Here is an 18,808-nt window from a genome sequence, read left to right on the forward strand (position 1 = left end):
TCAAGCGACGGCAACGACGTCGAGAATACGTTGCACCACACGGTCCTGGTCAATGCCCGCGGCTTCGGCTTCGAACGACAGAATGATGCGATGGCGCAGCACGTCGAACAGCACCGCCTGGATATCTTCCGGGCTGACGAAGTCGCGACCGGCCAGCCAGGCATGGGCGCGGGCACAGCGGTCGAGGGCGATGGAGCCGCGTGGGCTGGCGCCGTAGGCGATCCACTCGGCCATTTCCGGGTCGAACTTGGCCGGGGTACGGGTGGCCATGACCAGTTGCACCAGGTACTCCTCCACCGCATCAGCCATGTACAGGCCGAGGATTTCCTTGCGTGCGGCGAAGATCGCCTGCTGGCTGACGCGGCGCTCAGGCTTGGTTTCGCCGTTGAGCGCTTCGCCACGGGCCTGTTGCAGGATGCGTCGCTCGACGGCGGCGTCCGGGAAACCGATTTTTACGTGCATCAGGAAGCGGTCGAGCTGGGCTTCGGGCAGCGGGTAGGTGCCTTCCTGCTCGATGGGGTTTTGCGTGGCCATCACCAGGAACAGCGGCGACAGGTCGTAGGTGCTGCGCCCGACGCTGACCTGGCGCTCGGCCATGGCTTCCAGCAGTGCCGACTGCACCTTGGCCGGCGCGCGGTTGATTTCGTCCGCCAGCACCAGGTTGTGGAAGATCGGCCCCTGTTGGAACACGAAGCTGCCGGTTTCCGGGCGATAGATCTCGGTGCCGGTGATGTCGGCTGGCAACAGGTCGGGGGTGAACTGGATACGATGGAATTGCGCTTCGATGCCTTCGGCCAACTCTTTGATGGCCTTGGTCTTGGCCAGGCCCGGTGCGCCTTCCACCAGCATATGGCCGTCGGCGAGCAGCGCGATCAGCAGGCGATCGATGAGTTTTTCCTGGCCGAGAATCTGCGTAGAAAGAAAGGTTCGCAGCGCAAGCAGCGCTTCACGATGTTCCATCGATGACGGTTCCTGGAAAGATGAGCCCGGTGATCGAGAGCAAACGCCGGGCTAGGGAGGCTTACTTTAATGCATGGAGGGGTGTGGCGACTAACGGCGTGACGGGTATTTTTGGCAAAACTTGTAGGAAATTTGTGTGGGAACACGGTCAATGTGGGAGGGGGCTTGCCCCCGATAGCAGTGGGTCAGACACAGATGCAGGAACTGGCCCGCCGCTATCGGGGGCAAGCCCCCTGCCACATGTGATCGTGGGTGCCGCTTAAATTCGGGTGAAAGTGCCGGTGCCGTTGAGGATGTTTTGCAGGGTTTGCTCCACCTCGGTCAGGTCGGAGGCGGCTGTGGCGTGGGTGATCTGCAGTTGGTCCTTGCCGCCCAACGCATCCGCATCCCCGGCAGCCAATTCGATCAGCAGGGTGGTATCACTGAGCGTGACCTTCAGCCCATCCAGGGTCGACGGCTCGTAATCCCAGGTCAGCTCCACTTCGTCTTCATCCGGGTAGCGGGTCAGCATGAACATCTCGCCGCCTTTACCGTGACAGCAGAGCATGGCCATGTTGTCTTCTTCTTCGTCGCACGGTGTAACCATGAGGGCGTCGGTTTTCAGCTGCAGCATGGGGAATCCTGTCTGGGGTAGGGCGTGATGCGGGCAATTGTGCCATTGCGGCGAATTTTGTGCTGCATCCTGTGTCAGACCTCGTGCATGACCTGACAGTCAATACCAGTCATTTTCGGTACTCTGGGCCAGGAAAACAGCTGGTTTTAGTGCCCTGAAATCCGGGTTGCCCAAGTCGCAACCCCAACCCTGCTTACCGATGACCGAATATGTCGCAGCACCGCAAGCAGCGGGCTTCCTACACTCGTTAAGCTGCGCAACGGATGTGCCCTGTGCCGGGAGTCTGACCTGCCCGTCGTACCGTCGCCTGGCAAGGTGTACCTCCAGTGGAAGTTGTATGTGACCTGACTGTCTTGTCCAGCTTCACCCACCTGTCACCCTGATTCGTTTATGGTGTTTATCATCGTTACCAGCGAACAGAGCTGACGGTCTCCCCGCAAGGGGATAACACGCGACGCTTCCATCAATAACAAGCCCAAGCGGAGTACCACAGATGGCGTTCTTCACCGCAGCCAGCAAGGCCGACTTCCAGCATCAACTGCAAGCGGCACTGGCGCAGCACATCAGTGAACAGGCACTGCCACAAGTGGCGCTGTTCGCTGAGCAATTCTTCGGCATTATTTCCCTGGACGAACTGACCCAGCGTCGCCTTTCCGACCTGGCCGGTTGCACCCTGTCTGCCTGGCGCCTGCTTGAGCGCTTTGACCACACCCAACCGCAAGTGCGGGTCTACAACCCCGATTACGAACGTCATGGCTGGCAGTCGACCCACACCGCGGTCGAAGTGCTGCACCATGACCTGCCATTCCTGGTGGACTCGGTACGTACCGAGCTGAACCGCCGTGGCTACAGCATCCACACCCTGCAGACCACCGTGCTCAGCGTACGCCGTGGCGCCAAGGGCGAGTTGCTGGAAATCCTGCCCAAAGGCACCCAGGGCGACGGTGTCCAGCAAGAATCGCTGATGTACCTGGAAATCGACCGTTGCGCCAATGCCGCCGAACTGAACGTGCTGAGCAAAGAGCTTGAGCAGGTACTGGGCGAAGTGCGCGTGGCCGTGGCCGACTTCGAACCGATGAAAGCCAAGGTCCAGGACCTGCTGGCCGGTATCGACGCCAGCCCGTTCAGCATCGACGGCGAAGAAAAAGCCGAGATCAAGAACTTCCTGGAATGGCTGGTGGGCAACCACTTCACCTTCCTCGGCTATGAAGAATTCGTGGTACGTGACGAGGCGGATGGCGGTCATATCGAATATGACGCCGATTCCTTCCTCGGTCTGACCAAGCTGCTGCGCGCCGGTCTCACCGCCGACGACCTGCGCATCGAAGACTACGCCGTGGCCTACCTGCGTGAACCGACCGTGCTGTCGTTCGCCAAGGCCGCGCACCCAAGCCGTGTACACCGTCCGGCGTATCCGGACTACGTGTCGATCCGTGAGATCAGCGCCGACGGCAAGGTCATCAAGGAACACCGTTTCATGGGCCTGTACACCTCGTCGGTGTATGGCGAAAGCGTGCGGGTCATTCCGTATATCCGTCGCAAGGTCGCGGAAATCGAACGCCGTTCCGGCTTCCAACCCAAGGCTCACCTGGGTAAGGAACTGGCTCAGGTCGTGGAAGTGCTGCCGCGTGACGACCTGTTCCAGACCCCGGTCGACGAGCTGTTCAGCACCGTGATGTCGATCGTGCAGATCCAGGAGCGCAACAAGATCCGCGTGTTCCTGCGCAAAGACCCGTACGGTCGTTTCTGCTACTGCCTGGCCTACGTGCCGCGCGACATCTATTCCACCGAAGTGCGCCAGAAGATCCAGCAAGTGCTGATGGATCGCCTGAAGGCCTCGGACTGCGAATTCTGGACCTTCTTCTCCGAATCCGTGCTGGCCCGTGTGCAGCTGATTCTGCGGGTAGACCCGAAGAACCGCCTGGACATCGACCCGCTGCAACTGGAAAAAGAAGTGGTGCAGGCCTGCCGCAGCTGGCAGGACGACTACTCCAACCTGGTCGTGGAAAGCTTTGGCGAAGCGCACGGCACCAACGTGCTGGCCGACTTCCCGAAAGGCTTCCCGGCGGGCTACCGCGAGCGTTTTGCCGCGCATTCGGCTGTGGTCGACATGCAGCATTTGCTCAGCCTGACCGAAGCCAACCCGCTGGTCATGAGCTTCTACCAGCCGCTGGGCCAGGTTTCCGGCCAGCGCGAGCTGCATTGCAAGCTCTACCATGCGGACACCCCGCTGGCGCTGTCCGACGTGTTGCCGATCCTGGAAAACCTCGGCCTGCGCGTGCTGGGCGAATTCCCGTACCGCCTGCGTCACGCCAATGGTCGTGAGTTCTGGATCCATGATTTTGCGTTCATTGCCGCCGAAGGCGTGAACCTGGATATCCAGCAGCTTAACGACACCCTGCAAGACGCGTTCGTGCACATCGTGCATGGCGACGCCGAGAACGATGCGTTCAACCGCCTGGTACTCACCGCCGGCCTGCCATGGCGCGACGTCGCGCTGCTGCGTGCCTACGCCCGTTACCTGAAGCAGATCCGCCTGGGCTTCGACCTGGGTTACATCGCCAGCACCCTGAACAACCACACCGACATCGCCCGCGAGTTGACCCGGTTGTTCAAGACCCGCTTCTATCTGGCGCGCAAGCTCACCGCCGAAGACCTGGAAGACAAGCAGCAACGCCTGGAGCAAGCGATCCTCACCGCCCTGGACGATGTTCAGGTGCTCAACGAAGACCGCATCCTGCGTCGCTACCTGGACCTGATCAAGGCCACCCTGCGCACCAACTTCTACCAAACCGACGCCAACGGCCAGAACAAGTCGTACTTCAGCTTCAAGTTCAACCCGCACGCGATTCCTGAGCTGCCTAAGCCAGTGCCGAAGTTTGAAATCTTCGTGTACTCGCCACGCGTCGAAGGCGTGCACCTGCGCTTTGGCAACGTCGCGCGCGGCGGCCTGCGTTGGTCCGACCGTGAAGAAGACTTCCGCACCGAAGTGCTTGGCCTGGTAAAAGCCCAGCAAGTGAAGAACTCGGTGATCGTGCCTGTGGGCGCGAAGGGCGGCTTCCTGCCGCGTCGCCTGCCATTGGGCGGCAGCCGGGACGAGATCGCGGCCGAGGGCATCGCCTGCTACCGCATCTTCATTTCCGGGCTGTTGGACATCACCGACAACCTGAAGGACGGCGCCCTGGTGCCGCCGGCCAACGTCGTGCGCCATGACAACGATGACCCGTACCTGGTCGTGGCAGCGGACAAAGGCACGGCAACCTTCTCCGACATCGCCAACGGTATCGCCATCGACTACGGCTTCTGGCTGGGTGATGCGTTCGCTTCCGGTGGTTCCGCCGGTTACGACCACAAGAAAATGGGCATCACCGCCAAAGGCGCGTGGGTCGGTGTGCAGCGTCACTTCCGTGAGCGCGGCATTAATGTGCAGGAAGACAGCATCACGGTCGTGGGCGTCGGCGACATGGCCGGCGACGTGTTCGGTAACGGCCTGTTGATGTCCGACAAGCTGCAACTGGTCGCGGCTTTCAACCACTTGCATATCTTCATCGACCCAAACCCGAACCCGGCGACCAGCTTCGTCGAGCGTCAGCGCATGTTCGAGCTGCCGCGTTCGGCCTGGACCGACTACGACACCAGCATCATGTCCGAAGGCGGCGGTATCTTCTCGCGCAGCGCGAAGAGCATTGCCATCTCGCCACAGATGAAAGAACGCTTCGACATCTCGGCCGACAAGCTGACCCCGACCGAACTGCTGAACGCCTTGCTCAAGGCGCCGGTGGACCTGTTGTGGAACGGCGGTATCGGTACCTACGTCAAGGCCAGCACCGAAAGCCACGCCGATGTCGGCGACAAGGCCAACGATGCGCTGCGCGTGAACGGTAACGAGCTGCGCTGCAAGGTGGTGGGCGAGGGCGGTAACCTCGGCATGACCCAGCTGGGTCGTGTGGAGTTCGGCCTCAATGGCGGCGGTTCCAACACCGACTTCATCGACAATGCCGGTGGTGTGGACTGCTCCGACCACGAAGTGAACATCAAGATCCTGCTCAACGAAGTGGTGCAGGCCGGTGACATGACCGACAAGCAGCGCAACCAGTTGCTGGCGAGCATGACCGACGAAGTCGGCCACCTGGTGTTGGGCAACAACTACAAGCAGACCCAGGCCCTGTCCCTGGCAGCGCGCCGTGCCTACGAGCGTGCCGCCGAGTACAAGCGCCTGATGAGCGACCTGGAAGGCCGTGGCAAGCTGGACCGCGCCATCGAGTACCTGCCGACCGAGGAGCAGCTTGTGGAGCGCGCCGCGAACGGCAAGGGCCTGACCCGTCCGGAGCTGTCGGTGCTGATCTCGTACAGCAAGATCGACCTCAAGGAAGCGCTGCTCAAGTCGCTGGTGCCGGATGACGAGTACCTGACCCGTGACATGGAGACCGCGTTCCCACCGAGCCTGGTGGCCAAGTTCTCCGAGGCCATGCGTCGTCACCGCCTCAAACGCGAGATCGTCAGCACCCAGATCGCCAACGACCTGGTCAACCACATGGGCATCACCTTCGTTCAACGACTCAAAGAGTCGACCGGCATGAGCCCGGCGAACGTGGCGGGCGCTTATGTGATCGTGCGTGACATCTTCCATCTCCCGCACTGGTTCCGTCAGATCGAAGCGCTGGACCACCAGGTCTCCGCTGACGTGCAATTGCAGTTGATGGACGAACTGATGCGCCTGGGCCGCCGCGCTACGCGCTGGTTCCTGCGCAGCCGTCGCAACGAGCAGGACGCTGGCCGTGATACCGCGCACTTCGGTCCGCACCTGGCCGCGTTGGGCCTCAAGCTCGACGAACTGCTGGAAGGCCCGACCCGCGAAGGTTGGCAGAACCGCTACCAGGCCTACACCGAAGCGGGCGTGCCTGAGCTGTTGGCGCGCATGGTTGCAGGCACTACCCACCTGTACACCTTGCTGCCGATCATCGAAGCCGCCGACGTCACCGGGCACGACGCCGCTGAAGTGGCCAAGGCCTACTTCGCCGTCGGCAGCGCCCTGGACCTGCCTTGGTACCTGCAGCAGATCAGCGATCTGCCGGTGGCCAACAACTGGCAGGCCCAGGCCCGTGAAGCGTTCCGCGATGATGTGGACTGGCAGCAACGCGCGATTACCATCTCCGTCCTGCAAATGGCCGACGCGCCAGAAGACATGGAAGCCCGCGTGGCCCTGTGGCTTGAGCAGCACAAGGACATGGCCGATCGTTGGGTCGCGATGATGGTGGAGATCCGTGCTGCGGTCGGCACGGACTACGCCATGTATGCGGTTGCCAACCGTGAGCTGCTGGACCTGGCGTTGAGCGGTCAGTCGGTGCTGTAACAATGTGACTGAACGTTAGCGCTTGAAAACATCCCCGAATCGAAAGGTTCGGGGATTTTTATTGGGCGCAAGATCAATCGGTCAATACGGCAGGTGGATCGCTATTTCGCGGTGCCCGGAATGATCAACTCCTCCAGGCGAACGAACAGCTGTGGCGTGTTGCTTTCAACGGCGGCCAACGCCAGTTTTGCCTGTTCGTGATCTTCCAGGCTCATGCGCATTTCGATCTTATGGATGTCCGCTGGAAGCCTTGGTGGGATAGGGGCCGGCATGCTTTTTTGGACGTGCTTCAACAGGGCGTAGGCGAGGGGGAGGTTTTTTTCCAACCCGTATGGGTTTGTAAAAGGCGGTTCGCTACCGTCCTCGTCCGGTGCGGGCCGCTCGCGCAATGGCATGTTAGCGAGGGCATGCCCATATTCCATCATCGCCTCCACGTGGCCCAAGTCGGCCAATCGGGCAAGGCGAGTGCGCTTTTCCGCCATGCTGGCGGTGGAGTCCCCGAAGAAGACCCGTGCGTACAGCGCCAATGGCAGGCCTGCGTCGGCAGATTCTTGATACAGCTCTTCGATTCGCGCCAGGCGCAGTGCGTCGTTAGCAATCAATTTCGGGTGGCGTTGATACTGTTCGGCGAGTTTGAACTGGGCGAGGCTGAAGCCGGCGGCGGCGGATTTTTCCAGCCAGCTGACGTCATCGGTGATGAGGTACTGGTAGTACATACCTTCGGGCTCTTTATACGCCGGGAACGTGCTCACCAGTGTCTTGGCTGTTTCCAGCGACTCGGTATCCCCCAACTGTATAAGTGCCGGAATGTAGTTCTGCGCTGCGGCGAGTTTCAGCCATTTCTTGGTTTCTTCACTGGCGTAAGAAGACAGTTTTCCGTGCTCGCTGTGCCAGATGCCGTCTCGGTAAACGTTACACGTGGCCATGCTGAACTGACACTCAGGAAACTGGGCGGCCGAGGCTATGGTCAGAAAATGCTCGGCCTCTTCGGTGTTATTGAGCCAGAACATTTTCATTCCGACCCTTGCCGCACTCTGGTTCAGCTCATCCAGGGCTGTTGTCATCGGGAGTGACAAGGTCTCTTTTTGAGCATTCAGTTGGGACAGCACATTGAACAGTGCAGACCTGACAGTTGATTCGGCGGACATGATCTATACCTGTAATAAGCACTGAAATTGTGCGAATTCAGGTTATGGAAACGCAGCTCCTCACTGTCGCTACATATCTATCATCCGTCATGGCCGACCGGATCAATGCCGCAAGTGATGAGCCAAGTGATGCTCCAGGTGCTTCAAATGCCGGGCCATCAGCGCCTGCGCGTGAGCAATGTCATTGCACGCCAGAGCGTCGACAATGGCCAGGTGTTCTTGCCATGCACACCCGTTGCGCGACTGCGTCTCACAGTGCGCAATCATCAATGAGGTTAACGGCACCAGGCTGTTGAGGAACTGCTCCAAGGGCTTGTTGCCTGCGATGACCGCCAACCGCAGATGAAACTCGCCGGACAGGCGAATAGCTGCCGCGTGTTGGTCGCGTGCAAGGCTTTCCTGTTCCCGCAGGATGATTTCGCGCAACTGGCGCAGGTGTTCCGGGGTGGCGTTGGCGCAGGCCAGTTGCACCACGGTCATTTCTGTCAACCGCCGGGCTTCCAGGATCTGCTGCGCTTGTTGTCTGTCCGGTACCGCGACCTCGGCCCGTTGGTTGGGACGCAGGATGATCACGCGCTGCAGGGAGAGCTTGGCCAACACGCGGCGAATCACGCTGCGGCTCACACCGAAGGTCTCGCCCAGGCCTTCTTCGGTAAAGCGGCTGGACGGGACAATGCGTTGCTCGAGGATGGCGTCGAACAGCCGGGGGTAGATGTCGTCCACCGACGGTTTTTTACCGGCGACCAGGCGCAGGGCAGGGAGGATAGGGTCGTATTGCAGGGCGTGGGCGGTCATGGCCTGTCTCCAAAAAATCAACTGCCCAGATGGTCATCCGGGATGTTCAGGCGAATACCCATGCGTAGGCCTTCCTGGAGGATATGCCGACGCATCTCGGCACTGGCCAAGGCGCTGTTCTTATTGCGGATGGCACGCACCACCGCTTCATTCTCCTGCAGGCGCTCAGCCAGGTGCTCGGGGGAGTTGCGCAGCACCTGGGCGCTTTGCTTGAGGGCATTGCTGGTTTGTTGCACCACGTTCTGGAAAATCGGATTGGAGGTGAGGGCGAACAGCTCTTCGTGGAAGCCGATGTAGGCGTTCATCCCGGCTTCGGCATCGCCGGCGTCGAGGGCTTCGCGCATGTCCATCAGGGTCAGGCGCAGTTGGCCGACCTCCTTGCTGCTGATGGACTGGGCCACCAGGCCGACAATGAACGGTTCGAGGGTGTAGCGCAGTTGCAGGATGTCTTCCAGGCTGGCGTCGGCCACCGCATCGCTGGATTGCGGTTCGCTGACACTGGTTTCCAACACCACCACGCCTTTGCCCGGCATGGAGCGCACCAGGCCGAGGGTCTCCAGCACGATCACCGCTTCGCGCAGGCTGGGGCGGCTGATGCCCATTTGTTCGGCCAGTTCACGCTGGCCGGGCAGCATTTCCCCACGGCGCCACTGGCCACGCGCCAAGGCGGCACGGAGTTTTTCTACCACTGAATTGACGACGGTTGAGGTGCTGATCACGTCGATGGCTCCTTGATGTTGCACATACGGTGGTGAATCCAACGAAGATCTACTGTGGGAGCTGGCTTGCCGGCGATGGCGGTGTGTCAGTCGCCGGGTGTGCTGGCTGATTCACCGCTATCGGGAGCAAGCTCCTTCCCACCTTTAGCCGGCGGTGCTCATTAGAATTCCTGATGCGCCGGCAACACCGGCTTCTTGGCCTGGAAGGCATAACCTTGCTGGCCGTCCAGCACCTTGTTGGCACGCTGGATATCGATGTCTTTCTCCCAGCGCGCAATGGCCACGGTCGCCACGCAGTTGCCGATCAGGTTGGTCAATGCGCGACCGATGCCCATGAACCAATCCACCGCCAGTACCAGCACCAGGCCCACCACCGGAATCGCCGGGATGGCGGTGAGGGTCGCTGCCAGAATCACCAGCGCTGAACCGGGGATTCCGTGGGCGCCCTTGGACGTGATCAGCGACACCAGCAGGATCGTCATCAGATCGGTCATCGACAGCGGCGTGCCGGTAGCGTTGGCGATGAAGACGATGGCCAGGGTCAGGTAGATCGAGAAACCGTCGAGGTTGAACGAATAGCCCGTCGGAATCACCAGGCCCACGGTGGAGCTGCCGATACCCAGGTGCTCAAGCTTGCGCATGATCTGTGGCAGCACGGCGTCGGAGGAGGCGGTGCCCATCACGATCAGCAGTTCTTCACGCAGGTATTTGAGCAGCGGCAACATGCGCAGGCCGGACAGGCGCATCACCAGGCCAAGGATCAGCCCGACGAAGGCAAAGCACGTCAGGTAGAACAGGCCCACCAGGCTGCCCAGGTGTTGCAGGGAGTCCAGCCCGTAGGTGCTGGTGGTGAAGGCGATCGCACCAAACACACCGATGGGCGCCAGGCGCACGATCATGCCCATGATGCGGAAGATCACATGGCTCAGCTCATTGATCAGCCGCGAGATGCCTGAGGCCGCTTCGCCCACGAGGTTCAACGCACTGCCGAACAGCACTGAAAACAGCAGCACTTGCAGCACGTTGTTGTCGGCAAAGGCGCCGATCACTGAGTTGGGGATCAGGTCCATCAGGAATTGGCTGGTGCCGCGGATATGCTGGCCCTTGTCGGCCAGTTCATTGAGGCCAGCGGACGACAGCTGCTCCAAATGGATATTGGCGCCGGTGCCGATACCGGTGCTGAAGGCCATGACCAGGCCGATCACCAGCGCGACGGTGGTCAATACTTCAAAGTAGATCACCGACTTGAGGCCGATGCGGCCGACTTTCTTCAAGTCGCCGGCACCGGAAATGCCGCTGACCACCACGCAGAATACGATCAGGCCGATGAGCATTTTGATCAGCTTGATAAAGCCGTCACCCAAGGGTTTGAGTTGCGAGGAAAATTCGGGAAGGGCCAGGCCGCAGACTACGCCTAGCATCAGGCCAATCACGACTTGCAGGAAAATCGAACGCGAGCACCATCTGAGCATGGGAGGGATCTCTATTCGGTGCCCTGGTGGTTCCAGGGCTTAATTGTTGTGGTCATACCGGTAAGTCCAGTGCGTCGCCAGTCTAGGCCAGGTATTTTTGAAATAACAAGTCATTATTCATCGGTTGACGGTTCCCGGTCTGACCAGTTGGTCGCCGAAGGCGATGCTTGAGCGGTTGGCGACGTGGAATTTTTTTCGCTTATCATCCGTCGCTCGGCACAGGAGGTGATGGATGGACACACCAGGACTGACCCTTGATGAAACCGGGCAGGCCCACTGCACCTGGCGCACGGCCGCGCCGGAATACCCGCGTTATCACGACGCGGAGTGGGGCGTGCCGGTGGCGGATGATATCCAGTTGTACGAGAAGATCTGCCTGGAAGGCTTCCAGGCCGGCATGGCCTGGATCACCATTTTGCGCAAGCGCGAGCAGTTCCGCGTGGCGTTCGAAGGGTTTGATTTTCGCCGGGTGGCGCAGTATGGCGACGCGGATATCGAGCGGCTGATGCAGGACCCAGGCATCGTGCGCAATCGGGCCAAGATCGTCTCCACGATCAACAATGCGCGCCGGGCGTGTGAGTTGGTGGATGAAACCGGTTCGCTGGCGCGCTGGTTGTGGGCGTTCGAGCCTGGTGAGGAAGAGCGTCCGGCGGTGGTGGACATGGCGTATTGGACGGGGAATCCCACGTCGCCGGCTTCGGTGCGTTTGTCCAAAGCGTTGAAGAAACGGGGTTGGACGTTTGTGGGGCCGACCACGATGTATGCGTTGATGCAGGCGATGGGGATGGTTAATGATCATCTGGAAGGGTGCGCTTGTCGGTCACGGATCGAAGACCTGCGCTGCCAGTTTGAACGGCCCTGATTCACTGGCCCTATGCGATGAAACCTGGGGCTGGCCTGCCGGCGATAGCGGCGGGTCAGCCGACCTGGGTGTGGGATCAGACCGAGTACATATCCATTATTTAGGTTACGGCTGCTATGGGTTCCGCTTTTACAGCGGCTCACTTTGGAAAAGCCCCAAAGTAAGCAAAGGGCTCTTGCCCCACCACTCGGCACCTCGCCCAGGCTCGGTGTGCCCGTAATCCGACATTGATTTGGGGGGGCGCCGCCACGCGCCATCCATGGCGCGGGGCGGCTAAACCGGCATCCCTGCCGGTTTACCCCCCAAATCACTATCGAATTCCGGCCAGCGTGGTTGACGGGGCGCCTGAGATCAAAAGCACGATCAAGATCAAGATCAAGAGCGGCTCGCTTCGCATCGTGGTTAGCGTGGTTGCTGCAGCGTTGTGTCGATACGTTATTTTGGTAGGGGGGTAAGCACTTCCGCCTTGTCATCCAGCACCATCACCACCAGCAATTTGGCCGGTTGGGTCTGGCTGGCATTGCTCGATTCGAAGTGCCGCGAACCTGCCGGTTCGTAGAACGATTCACCGACCTTGTAGGTTTTCGCTTTCTCGTCATTCACCCGCGAGGTGATCGCGCCTTCGAGTACGTAGGCCACGGCGGTGCCGGTGTGGCTGTGGGGCACGGTGGCCTGGCCGGGGGCGTAATCGACGGTGAGCATGATGGTTTTCTTGCCGGGCACATGGGGCAAGGCGTGCTCTTGGAGCACGTTGATCGACTCTTGATTGTACACCGGTTCGTGGGCAAGGGCGCTGAGCGAGGCGAGCATCAGCGAGGTAGCGAGCAGTCGTTTCATGGCGAAGTTTCCGAATCGTTCGAGACCGCTTCACCCTACGCCGCGCTGCCTGGGTGACCAATGACCAATCCCGGCGAAGACCAGGAGACCAATGCCTCAATGGTCGAAATCCAGGCGCCACGCCAGGTGCTCGCCGGTCAGTTCGATAAACCCTTGCAGGGCCGGCAATCGGAAGTGTGCAACCAACTGGTCGGCACAGGTCCAACGGCCGCTGACGGTCCATAGGTCGAGGTCCTGCGGGTCGCGCTGAACGGCGTAGTCCAGGCAGCCGGGAGCGGTGCGCACGGCGTTGGCTATCTGCTGCAGGCGCTCGCCCAATTCCCTTGAGCGCCCGGCCGCCGCGCGGACATGGACAGTGTTGCAGGCACAGGCTGGCATGGCGATGGTCTCCGAGGTCAGGTGTCAGTGCACAGGCTAGGGCCTCGTTGCGACAGGACCAAGGACCAATCCGGCGGAAAATCCGCTAGCCAATCTGCTGGAGAATATCGCGGACTTTGTCCAGCGCCGGGTCGATATCGAGGGTTTCGATGGCGCCGAAGCCAATGATCAGGCCGGGACGTACGGGCGCATCGTGGAAGAATACTTCCAGCGGGTACACACCCACTTCCACCCGGCGCGCCAGTTCCATCAGCAGCGGGATATTCACCGGCACCTTGCACAACGCGGCCATGTGGAACCCGGCCACGGTAGGCACCGCTTCGAACCACGGCGACAAATCCCCCGCGAGGCGCTGCAGGATGCGTTCACGGCGCCCGGCGTAGACCGTATGGCAGCGGCGGATATGTTTGAGCAGGTAGCCCTCGCTGATGAATTTGGCCAGGGCCCATTGCGGCAGCGTCGAGCTGTGCTGGTCGGTGAGTTGCTTCGCCTTGAGCACCGCGCCGTAAATCGCCGGTGGCAGCACCGCGTAGCCCAGGCGCAATTCGGGCAGCAGGGTTTTCGAGAAGGTGCCGACATAGGTCACCACACCGTGGGTGTCCATGCTTTGCAGGGAGTCGGTGGGCCGGCCTTCGTAGCGGAATTCGCTGTCGTAGTCGTCCTCGATGATGATCGCGCCCAACTCGAAGGCCCTTGCCAGCAGGGCTTCGCGGCGTGGCATGCTCATCGGCATGCCGAGGGGGAACTGGTGGGAGGGCGTCACGTAGATCAGTCGTGTGCCATCGGGTATCCGGTCGACCTGGATGCCCTCGGCATCCACCGGCACACTGGCGACATTCGCCCCCATCGCCACGAACAACTGGCGCGCAGGGCTGTAGCCGGGGTCTTCCATGGCGACCCTGCTGCCCGGCTCCAGCACCACGCGGGCGATCAGGTCCAGCGCCTGCTGTGCGCCGTTGGTGACGATGATGTCGCTGTCGCGGCAGTTGACCCCGCGTGAGAACGCGATATGCCCGGCGATTGCGCTGCGCAGTGCGGGCAGGCCTTCGGGTTGGCTGTAGAACCCGCTGTTTTGTGCAATACGCCGCAGTGCGTCCTGGGTACAGCGCCGCCATTCATCCTGGGGGAACTGGTTGCGGTTGGTGGCCCCGCCGATAAATTCATAGCGCAGCGTGCTGTCGCGGGTGGGATGGCGCATGGGCGAGGGCAGCGATTGCCACTTCGCCAGGCGGGCGGCGCAGGCCAGGTCGGTGGAGGCTTGCAGGCGTTCGGACTGGGGGGCGCGGGCGTTGACGAAGGTGCCACGGCCGGTCTTGCCGACCAGCAGGCCTTCGTAGGTGAGGGTGGCGTAGGTGTCTGACACGGTCTTGCGCGACACGCCCAGTTGCTCGGCGAGCAAGCGGCTGGGCGGCAGTTGCGCACCGGCGGCCAGGCGCCCGGAACCGATGGCTTCGCGCAGCTGTTGGTAGAGCTGTTCGGCCAGATCCTTGCGGCCATTGATCACAACGTGCAGTTCCATGGGGTATCCCGGGGCATTCAATCTGCGCCCAGATTACGCGCCTGCGTAACAGGCTCAAAATGGTCTCTGCATAAACCGGCTGATTGGCTATAGGGCTTGTCCCGCATGGCCCCTAGGCTGGACTGTGATTGCATTCGCCGCCAGAGAACCGCCCCATGGAACCCCGCCTGGATTACTACACCGCCTCGCCGCAAGCGCTCAAGGGCATGTTGATGCTGGAGGCGACGACGTTTGGTCTGTCCATCGACGCCCCCTTGCTGGAGCTGATCAAGATTCGCGTCTCGCAGCTCAACCACTGTGGTTTCTGCACGGACATGCACTCGATGGCGGCACGTCAGCGCGGCGAAACCGAGCGGCGCTTGTTCGCGTTGTGCGTGTGGCGTGATTCGCCGTTTTTCACGGCGCGGGAAAAGGCCGCATTGGCCTGGAGCGAGTCGGTGGCGACGCTGCCGACCTCAACGGTGTCGGATGAACTGTTCGCCGCCGTGCGGCTGGAGTTCAGCGAGCAGGAACTGGTCGACCTGACCATGGCGGTGTCCAGCATCAGTGGCTGGAACCGCCTGGCGGTGAGCTTTCGGCAGCAACCGCCGAATGCTTGATCAGGACAGGAAACCGCCGTCCACATTCAGCGACACACCCGTGGTGTAGCTGGACGCGTCACTGGCCAGGAACAGCACCGCGCCGGCCATCTCGCTCGGGTCTGCCACGCGCTTGAGAGGGATCTGCGCCAGGGCCATTTTCAGGATCGCGTCGTTCTTCACCAGCGCCGAGGCGAACTTGGTGTCGGTCAGGCCAGGCAGCAGGGCGTTGCAACGAATGCCGAACGCCGCGCATTCCTTGGCGAACACCTTGGTCATGTTGATCACGGCGGCCTTGGTCACCGAGTAAATGCCTTGGAACACACCCGGCGAAATCCCGTTGATCGAGGCGACGTTGATGATGCTGCCGCCACCGTTTTCACGCATCAGCTTGCCGGCTTCCACCGACATGAAGAAGTAGCCACGGATGTTCACGTCAACGGTCTTCTGGAACGCACCGAGATCAGTGTCCAGCACATTGCAGAACTGCGGGTTGGTCGCGGCGTTGTTGACCAGGATATCCAGGCGGCCGAACTGCTCACGGATACCGGCGAATACTTGGGTAATTTGCTCCATTTCGCCGATATGACAGGCCACGGCCGTGGCCTTGCCGCCGTCGGCGATGATCGCATCGGCCACATGTTGGCAGCCTTCCAGTTTGCGGCTGGAAACGATCACATGGGCGCCTTGCTGGGCCAGCAACTTGGCGATGGCTTCGCCGATGCCGCGGCTGGCGCCGGAGACAAAAGCAATCTTGCCGTCGAGGTCGAACAGGTGGGTCTTGGACATGGGGGTTCCTTGTGGTCGGCGATCAGAGCGTGGATTTGCTGATGACGTTCAGGCTCATTTGCTCCAGCAGTTTGTTCATCTGAATGAACTGCGCAAAGCGTTTGTCCTGGGTCTGGCCATGGAAGAAGCGGTAGTAGATCTGCTGCACGATGCCGGCCAGGCGGAACAGGCCGTAGGTGTAGTAGAAGTCGAAATTGTCGATCTGGATGCCGGAGCGCTCGGCGTAATAATCGACGAACTCACGGCGAGTGAGCATGCCGGGCGCGTTGCTCGGCTGGCGGCGCATCAACTGCACCGGCGCGGGGTCCGCCGCTTCGATCCAATAGGCGAGGGTGTTGCCCAGGTCCATCAGCGGGTCACCAAGGGTGGTCAGCTCCCAGTCCAGCACGCCAATGATCTGCATTGGGTTGTGCGGGTCGAGGATCACGTTATCGAAGCGGTAGTCGTTGTGCACAATGCTCGACGTCGGGTGATCGGCCGGCATCTTGTCGTTGAGCCAGGCGCGCACGGCTTCCCAGTGTGGCGCGTCGGGGGTCAGGGCTTTTTCGTAGCGATCGCTCCAGCCACGGATCTGGCGTGCCACATAGCCCTCGGGTTTACCCAGGTCGGCCAGGCCGCAGGCGCTGTAGTCCACCTGGTGCAGTTCGACGAACTTATCGATGAAGCTTTTGCACAGCGCCTCGGCCTTGACGGCGTCCAGGCCCAGCTCGGCTGGCAGGTCGGAGCGCAGGATGATGCCGTTGACCCGCTCCATCACATAGAATTCGACACCGATCACCGACTCGTCGGTGCAATGCACGTAGGCCTTGGGGCAATAGGGGAAGCCGTCTTTGAGCTGGTTGAGAATGCGGTATTCGCGGCCCATGTCGTGGGCCGACTTGGCCTTGTGGCCAAAGGGCGGGCGGCGCAGCACGAATTCCTGGCTCGGGTATTCCAGCAGGTAGGTCAGGTTGGACGCGCCGCCGGGAAACTGGCTGATCGTGGGCGTGCCGCTCAGGCCCGGGATATGGGCCTTGAGGTAGGGATCGATCAGGCTGGCATCAAGTTCTTCACCTGGGCGAATCTGGGTCGATTGGTCGTTCAGCGCCATGCTTATCCCTTCTGCTTATTCTAAAGGCCTCGGACTATTTCCTAATCTAATGCGCACCACCGCCCAGCGACAAGGTCGGGGCGGCTTAATAGGTTAGCGTGTTGGATGATGATCAGCGTGCCTGATCGGTCATTTAGTGGCCGGGGGCAGGGCGACCGGGGTGAGTACCGGGCGCCCGGCGAAGTGCTCTACCAGGTTGTCGGCCACCCTTTGCACGGTGTCATGGGCGGCTTCCGGCGACAGGCCGGCGACGTGGGAGGTGAGCACAGTATTGCCGAGTTTCTTGAGCGCGTCGGGGACCTTGGGCTCATCGTCGAACACATCCAGCGCGGCGCCACCGATGCGGCGCTGTTCCAAGGCGGCGACCAGGTCGGCGGTGACCACCACGCTGCCACGGCCGATGTTGACCAGATAGCCATTCGGGCCCAGGGCATCCAGGGCGTGCCGATCGATCAGGTGACGGGTGCTGGCGCCGCCGGGCGTGGCCAGGATCAGGAAGTCCGAGGTGCGCGCCAGCTCCACCGCCGTCGCACAGTAGGTGTAGTCCACATCATCGCGTGGCTGGCGGTTGTGGTAACTCACCTCCATGCCGAAGCCCAGGGACGCACGCTTGGCGATCTCCAGGCCCACCGCACCGAGTCCGAGAATGCCCAACTGCTTGCCGCCCAGTGACGGGCGCATCACCTTCGGCCATTCATGGCGGCGCACGGCGGCGTCGGTCTGCGGGATGCCGCGTACCAGCGACAGCAGCAGCGCCATGGCGTGATCGGCCACCGACGGCGCATTCACCCCGGCGCCATTGGTGACCACGATCCCGCGATTGCTGGCGGCCTGCAGGTCCACTTGTTCGTAGCCGGCGCCAATCACGCAAATGATTTCCAGCAGGGGCAGCGCGGCGATTTCCTCGGCGTACAAGCCCAGTGGGCCGCGGGTGAGCACCGCCTTGATCTGGCTGCCGTGGGCCTTGATGGCCGCGGTGCGCTCGGCGGGTGTGGGCGCCAGGATCACGTGAAAGTCATTGCTCTCGATGATGGGCAGGTATTCGTTGATGGTTTCAACCAGGACCAGAACAGTAGCGGTCATCGGAAGGCTCTTCCTGAAGGGTTTGAGGGAAGGAGTATGCCGTATTTGAGCGTTTAGAAGCTGATCTCGACGGCGCTTGTGAGCTTCACAAACGCCCCGGCCAGGGTCGCATTGTGATGCTCGATAATCACCTCGGCCTTCAGCGTCGGCGTGTCCATGCAGGTATGGCCGTCTTCGGGCAGTACCACTGAAAACCCCAGTTCCACCGCGACCCTGCACGTGGTGTCGATACAGAACTGGGTTTTCATGCCGACGATCACCAGCTCTTTGACGTGCGCCGCTTTCAATTGCGCCTCCAGGTCTGTGCCCAAGAAGCAACTGGGACGGGTCTTGTTGAACAGGTGATCACGCGACTCGTCTACCTCCAGCGCATGCCATAGCTGCCAGGGCGGGCTGCCGGCTTCAATTGGGGAGCCGGCCGGGCCAGTGTGGCGGGCGACGAAGATGGGTGTATCGGAGTTGCGGGCACGCTGAATCAGCTGGTTGATGGTGGCGAGTACACGTTCGCGCTCGAAGGGCTTTTCCGGACCGTCGTATAAGCCAGTTTGCATATCGATGATCAGCAGGGCGTCAGTCATGGTGTTGCTCCTTGCAATGGCCAGATGGCGGAGC

Annotated in this window: 16 protein-coding genes; 3 read left to right on the plus strand and 13 right to left on the minus strand. The window is 61.2% G+C overall.

Translation table 11 applies throughout. From position 1 onward, the window contains the following. Together BM403_RS04690 and BM403_RS04695 are read right to left on the minus strand one after the other, a co-directional pair. Nucleotides 1-960 carry an AAA family ATPase gene (locus BM403_RS04690; protein ID WP_003174327.1) on the minus strand — a complete coding sequence of 320 codons (960 nt, stop codon included), beginning with the start codon at nt 958-960 and terminating at the stop codon, nt 1-3. Nucleotides 961-1,219: 259 nt separating this feature from the next. Then, nucleotides 1,220-1,573 (minus strand): hypothetical protein, encoded by a 354-nt coding sequence (locus BM403_RS04695; protein WP_093541808.1) that lies wholly within the window; start codon nt 1,571-1,573, stop codon nt 1,220-1,222. A gap of 493 nt (nt 1,574-2,066) precedes the next feature. Between BM403_RS04695 and BM403_RS04700 the strand changes: the two genes are divergently transcribed. After that, nucleotides 2,067-6,926, plus strand: a complete 4,860-nt coding sequence (locus tag BM403_RS04700) for an NAD-glutamate dehydrogenase (protein WP_093541810.1) — start codon at nt 2,067-2,069, stop codon at nt 6,924-6,926. A gap of 101 nt (nt 6,927-7,027) precedes the next feature. Here BM403_RS04700 and BM403_RS04705 read toward each other — a convergent pair whose 3' ends face one another. The 4 genes from BM403_RS04705 to BM403_RS04720 all read right to left on the minus strand — a co-directional run bounded on the left by BM403_RS04705 (nt 7,028) and on the right by BM403_RS04720 (nt 11,075). Then, on the minus strand, nt 7,028-8,074 hold the full coding sequence (locus tag BM403_RS04705) for an SEL1-like repeat protein (protein WP_139237938.1): 1,047 nt from the start codon (nt 8,072-8,074) through the stop codon (nt 7,028-7,030). Between the two features lie 102 nt (nt 8,075-8,176). Continuing rightward, nucleotides 8,177-8,869: a GntR family transcriptional regulator gene (locus BM403_RS04710; RefSeq protein WP_093541814.1), complete on the minus strand. Its 693-nt coding sequence runs from the start codon at nt 8,867-8,869 to the stop codon at nt 8,177-8,179. Between the two features lie 17 nt (nt 8,870-8,886). Beyond that, nucleotides 8,887-9,588 carry a FadR/GntR family transcriptional regulator gene (locus BM403_RS04715; protein WP_012724653.1) on the minus strand — a complete coding sequence of 234 codons (702 nt, stop codon included), beginning with the start codon at nt 9,586-9,588 and terminating at the stop codon, nt 8,887-8,889. 161 nt (nt 9,589-9,749) lie between these two features. After that, on the minus strand, nt 9,750-11,075 hold the full coding sequence (locus tag BM403_RS04720; RefSeq protein ID WP_173390405.1) for a C4-dicarboxylate transporter DctA: 1,326 nt from the start codon (nt 11,073-11,075) through the stop codon (nt 9,750-9,752). A gap of 217 nt (nt 11,076-11,292) precedes the next feature. Here BM403_RS04720 and BM403_RS04725 point away from each other — a divergent pair, with 217 nt between their 5' ends. Then, entirely contained in the window at nt 11,293-11,922 is a 630-nt protein-coding gene (locus BM403_RS04725) for a DNA-3-methyladenine glycosylase I (protein WP_093541816.1), read from the plus strand. A 435-nt stretch (nt 11,923-12,357) separates the two neighbouring features. Here the strand turns inward: BM403_RS04725 and BM403_RS04730 are convergent, their stop codons facing one another. The 3 genes from BM403_RS04730 to BM403_RS04740 form a co-directional block, all read right to left on the minus strand. Beyond that, nucleotides 12,358-12,759, minus strand: coding sequence for a cupin domain-containing protein (locus tag BM403_RS04730; protein WP_093541818.1), 402 nt, complete (start codon nt 12,757-12,759; stop codon nt 12,358-12,360). A 96-nt stretch (nt 12,760-12,855) separates the two neighbouring features. Next, nucleotides 12,856-13,137 (minus strand): putative quinol monooxygenase, encoded by a 282-nt coding sequence (locus BM403_RS04735; RefSeq protein ID WP_012724649.1) that lies wholly within the window; start codon nt 13,135-13,137, stop codon nt 12,856-12,858. 85 nt (nt 13,138-13,222) lie between these two features. After that, complete coding sequence (locus BM403_RS04740) at nt 13,223-14,656, minus strand: MocR-like pyridoxine biosynthesis transcription factor PdxR (protein WP_093541820.1); 1,434 nt, start codon at nt 14,654-14,656, stop codon at nt 13,223-13,225. A 155-nt stretch (nt 14,657-14,811) separates the two neighbouring features. On the opposite strand from BM403_RS04740, the gene BM403_RS04745 reads away from it, so the two are divergent. After that, nucleotides 14,812-15,255 carry a carboxymuconolactone decarboxylase family protein gene (locus BM403_RS04745; protein WP_012724647.1) on the plus strand — a complete coding sequence of 148 codons (444 nt, stop codon included), beginning with the start codon at nt 14,812-14,814 and terminating at the stop codon, nt 15,253-15,255. On the opposite strand, the gene BM403_RS04750 is transcribed toward BM403_RS04745, so the two are convergent. The 4 genes from BM403_RS04750 to BM403_RS04765 form a co-directional block, all read right to left on the minus strand. Continuing rightward, complete coding sequence (locus BM403_RS04750) at nt 15,256-16,023, minus strand: SDR family oxidoreductase (RefSeq protein WP_010210056.1); 768 nt, start codon at nt 16,021-16,023, stop codon at nt 15,256-15,258. Between the two features lie 22 nt (nt 16,024-16,045). After that, nucleotides 16,046-17,113: a phosphotransferase family protein gene (locus BM403_RS04755; protein ID WP_093541822.1), complete on the minus strand. Its 1,068-nt coding sequence runs from the start codon at nt 17,111-17,113 to the stop codon at nt 16,046-16,048. Nucleotides 17,114-17,242: 129 nt separating this feature from the next. Next, nucleotides 17,243-18,196, minus strand: a complete 954-nt coding sequence (locus BM403_RS04760; protein ID WP_093541824.1) for a 2-hydroxyacid dehydrogenase — start codon at nt 18,194-18,196, stop codon at nt 17,243-17,245. A 53-nt stretch (nt 18,197-18,249) separates the two neighbouring features. Next, nucleotides 18,250-18,774, minus strand: a complete 525-nt coding sequence (locus BM403_RS04765) for a cysteine hydrolase family protein (protein ID WP_093541826.1) — start codon at nt 18,772-18,774, stop codon at nt 18,250-18,252. Between the last annotated feature and the right edge of the window lie 34 nt (nt 18,775-18,808).

Source organism: Pseudomonas sp. OV546 (genome assembly GCF_900116845.1).
Classification (GTDB): domain Bacteria; phylum Pseudomonadota; class Gammaproteobacteria; order Pseudomonadales; family Pseudomonadaceae; genus Aquipseudomonas; species Aquipseudomonas petroselini.

Bases quoted from the DNA above. Each gene is read 5' to 3' on its own strand.
- BM403_RS04760 (WP_093541824.1), bottom strand. From the start codon at position 18,196: ATGACCGCTACTGTTCTGGTCCTGGTTGAAACCATCAACGAATACCTG.
- BM403_RS04745 (WP_012724647.1), top strand. From the start codon at position 14,812: ATGGAACCCCGCCTGGATTACTACACCGCCTCGCCGCAAGCGCTCAAG.
- BM403_RS04730 (WP_093541818.1), bottom strand. From the start codon at position 12,759: ATGAAACGACTGCTCGCTACCTCGCTGATGCTCGCCTCGCTCAGCGCC.
- BM403_RS04690 (WP_003174327.1), bottom strand. From the start codon at position 960: ATGGAACATCGTGAAGCGCTGCTTGCGCTGCGAACCTTTCTTTCTACG.
- BM403_RS04700 (WP_093541810.1), top strand. From the start codon at position 2,067: ATGGCGTTCTTCACCGCAGCCAGCAAGGCCGACTTCCAGCATCAACTG.
- BM403_RS04740 (WP_093541820.1), bottom strand. From the start codon at position 14,656: ATGGAACTGCACGTTGTGATCAATGGCCGCAAGGATCTGGCCGAACAG.
- BM403_RS04695 (WP_093541808.1), bottom strand. From the start codon at position 1,573: ATGCTGCAGCTGAAAACCGACGCCCTCATGGTTACACCGTGCGACGAA.
- BM403_RS04725 (WP_093541816.1), top strand. From the start codon at position 11,293: ATGGACACACCAGGACTGACCCTTGATGAAACCGGGCAGGCCCACTGC.
- BM403_RS04710 (WP_093541814.1), bottom strand. From the start codon at position 8,869: ATGACCGCCCACGCCCTGCAATACGACCCTATCCTCCCTGCCCTGCGC.
- BM403_RS04705 (WP_139237938.1), bottom strand. From the start codon at position 8,074: ATGTCCGCCGAATCAACTGTCAGGTCTGCACTGTTCAATGTGCTGTCC.
- BM403_RS04735 (WP_012724649.1), bottom strand. From the start codon at position 13,137: ATGCCAGCCTGTGCCTGCAACACTGTCCATGTCCGCGCGGCGGCCGGG.
- BM403_RS04750 (WP_010210056.1), bottom strand. From the start codon at position 16,023: ATGTCCAAGACCCACCTGTTCGACCTCGACGGCAAGATTGCTTTTGTC.
- BM403_RS04765 (WP_093541826.1), bottom strand. From the start codon at position 18,774: ATGACTGACGCCCTGCTGATCATCGATATGCAAACTGGCTTATACGAC.
- BM403_RS04755 (WP_093541822.1), bottom strand. From the start codon at position 17,113: ATGGCGCTGAACGACCAATCGACCCAGATTCGCCCAGGTGAAGAACTT.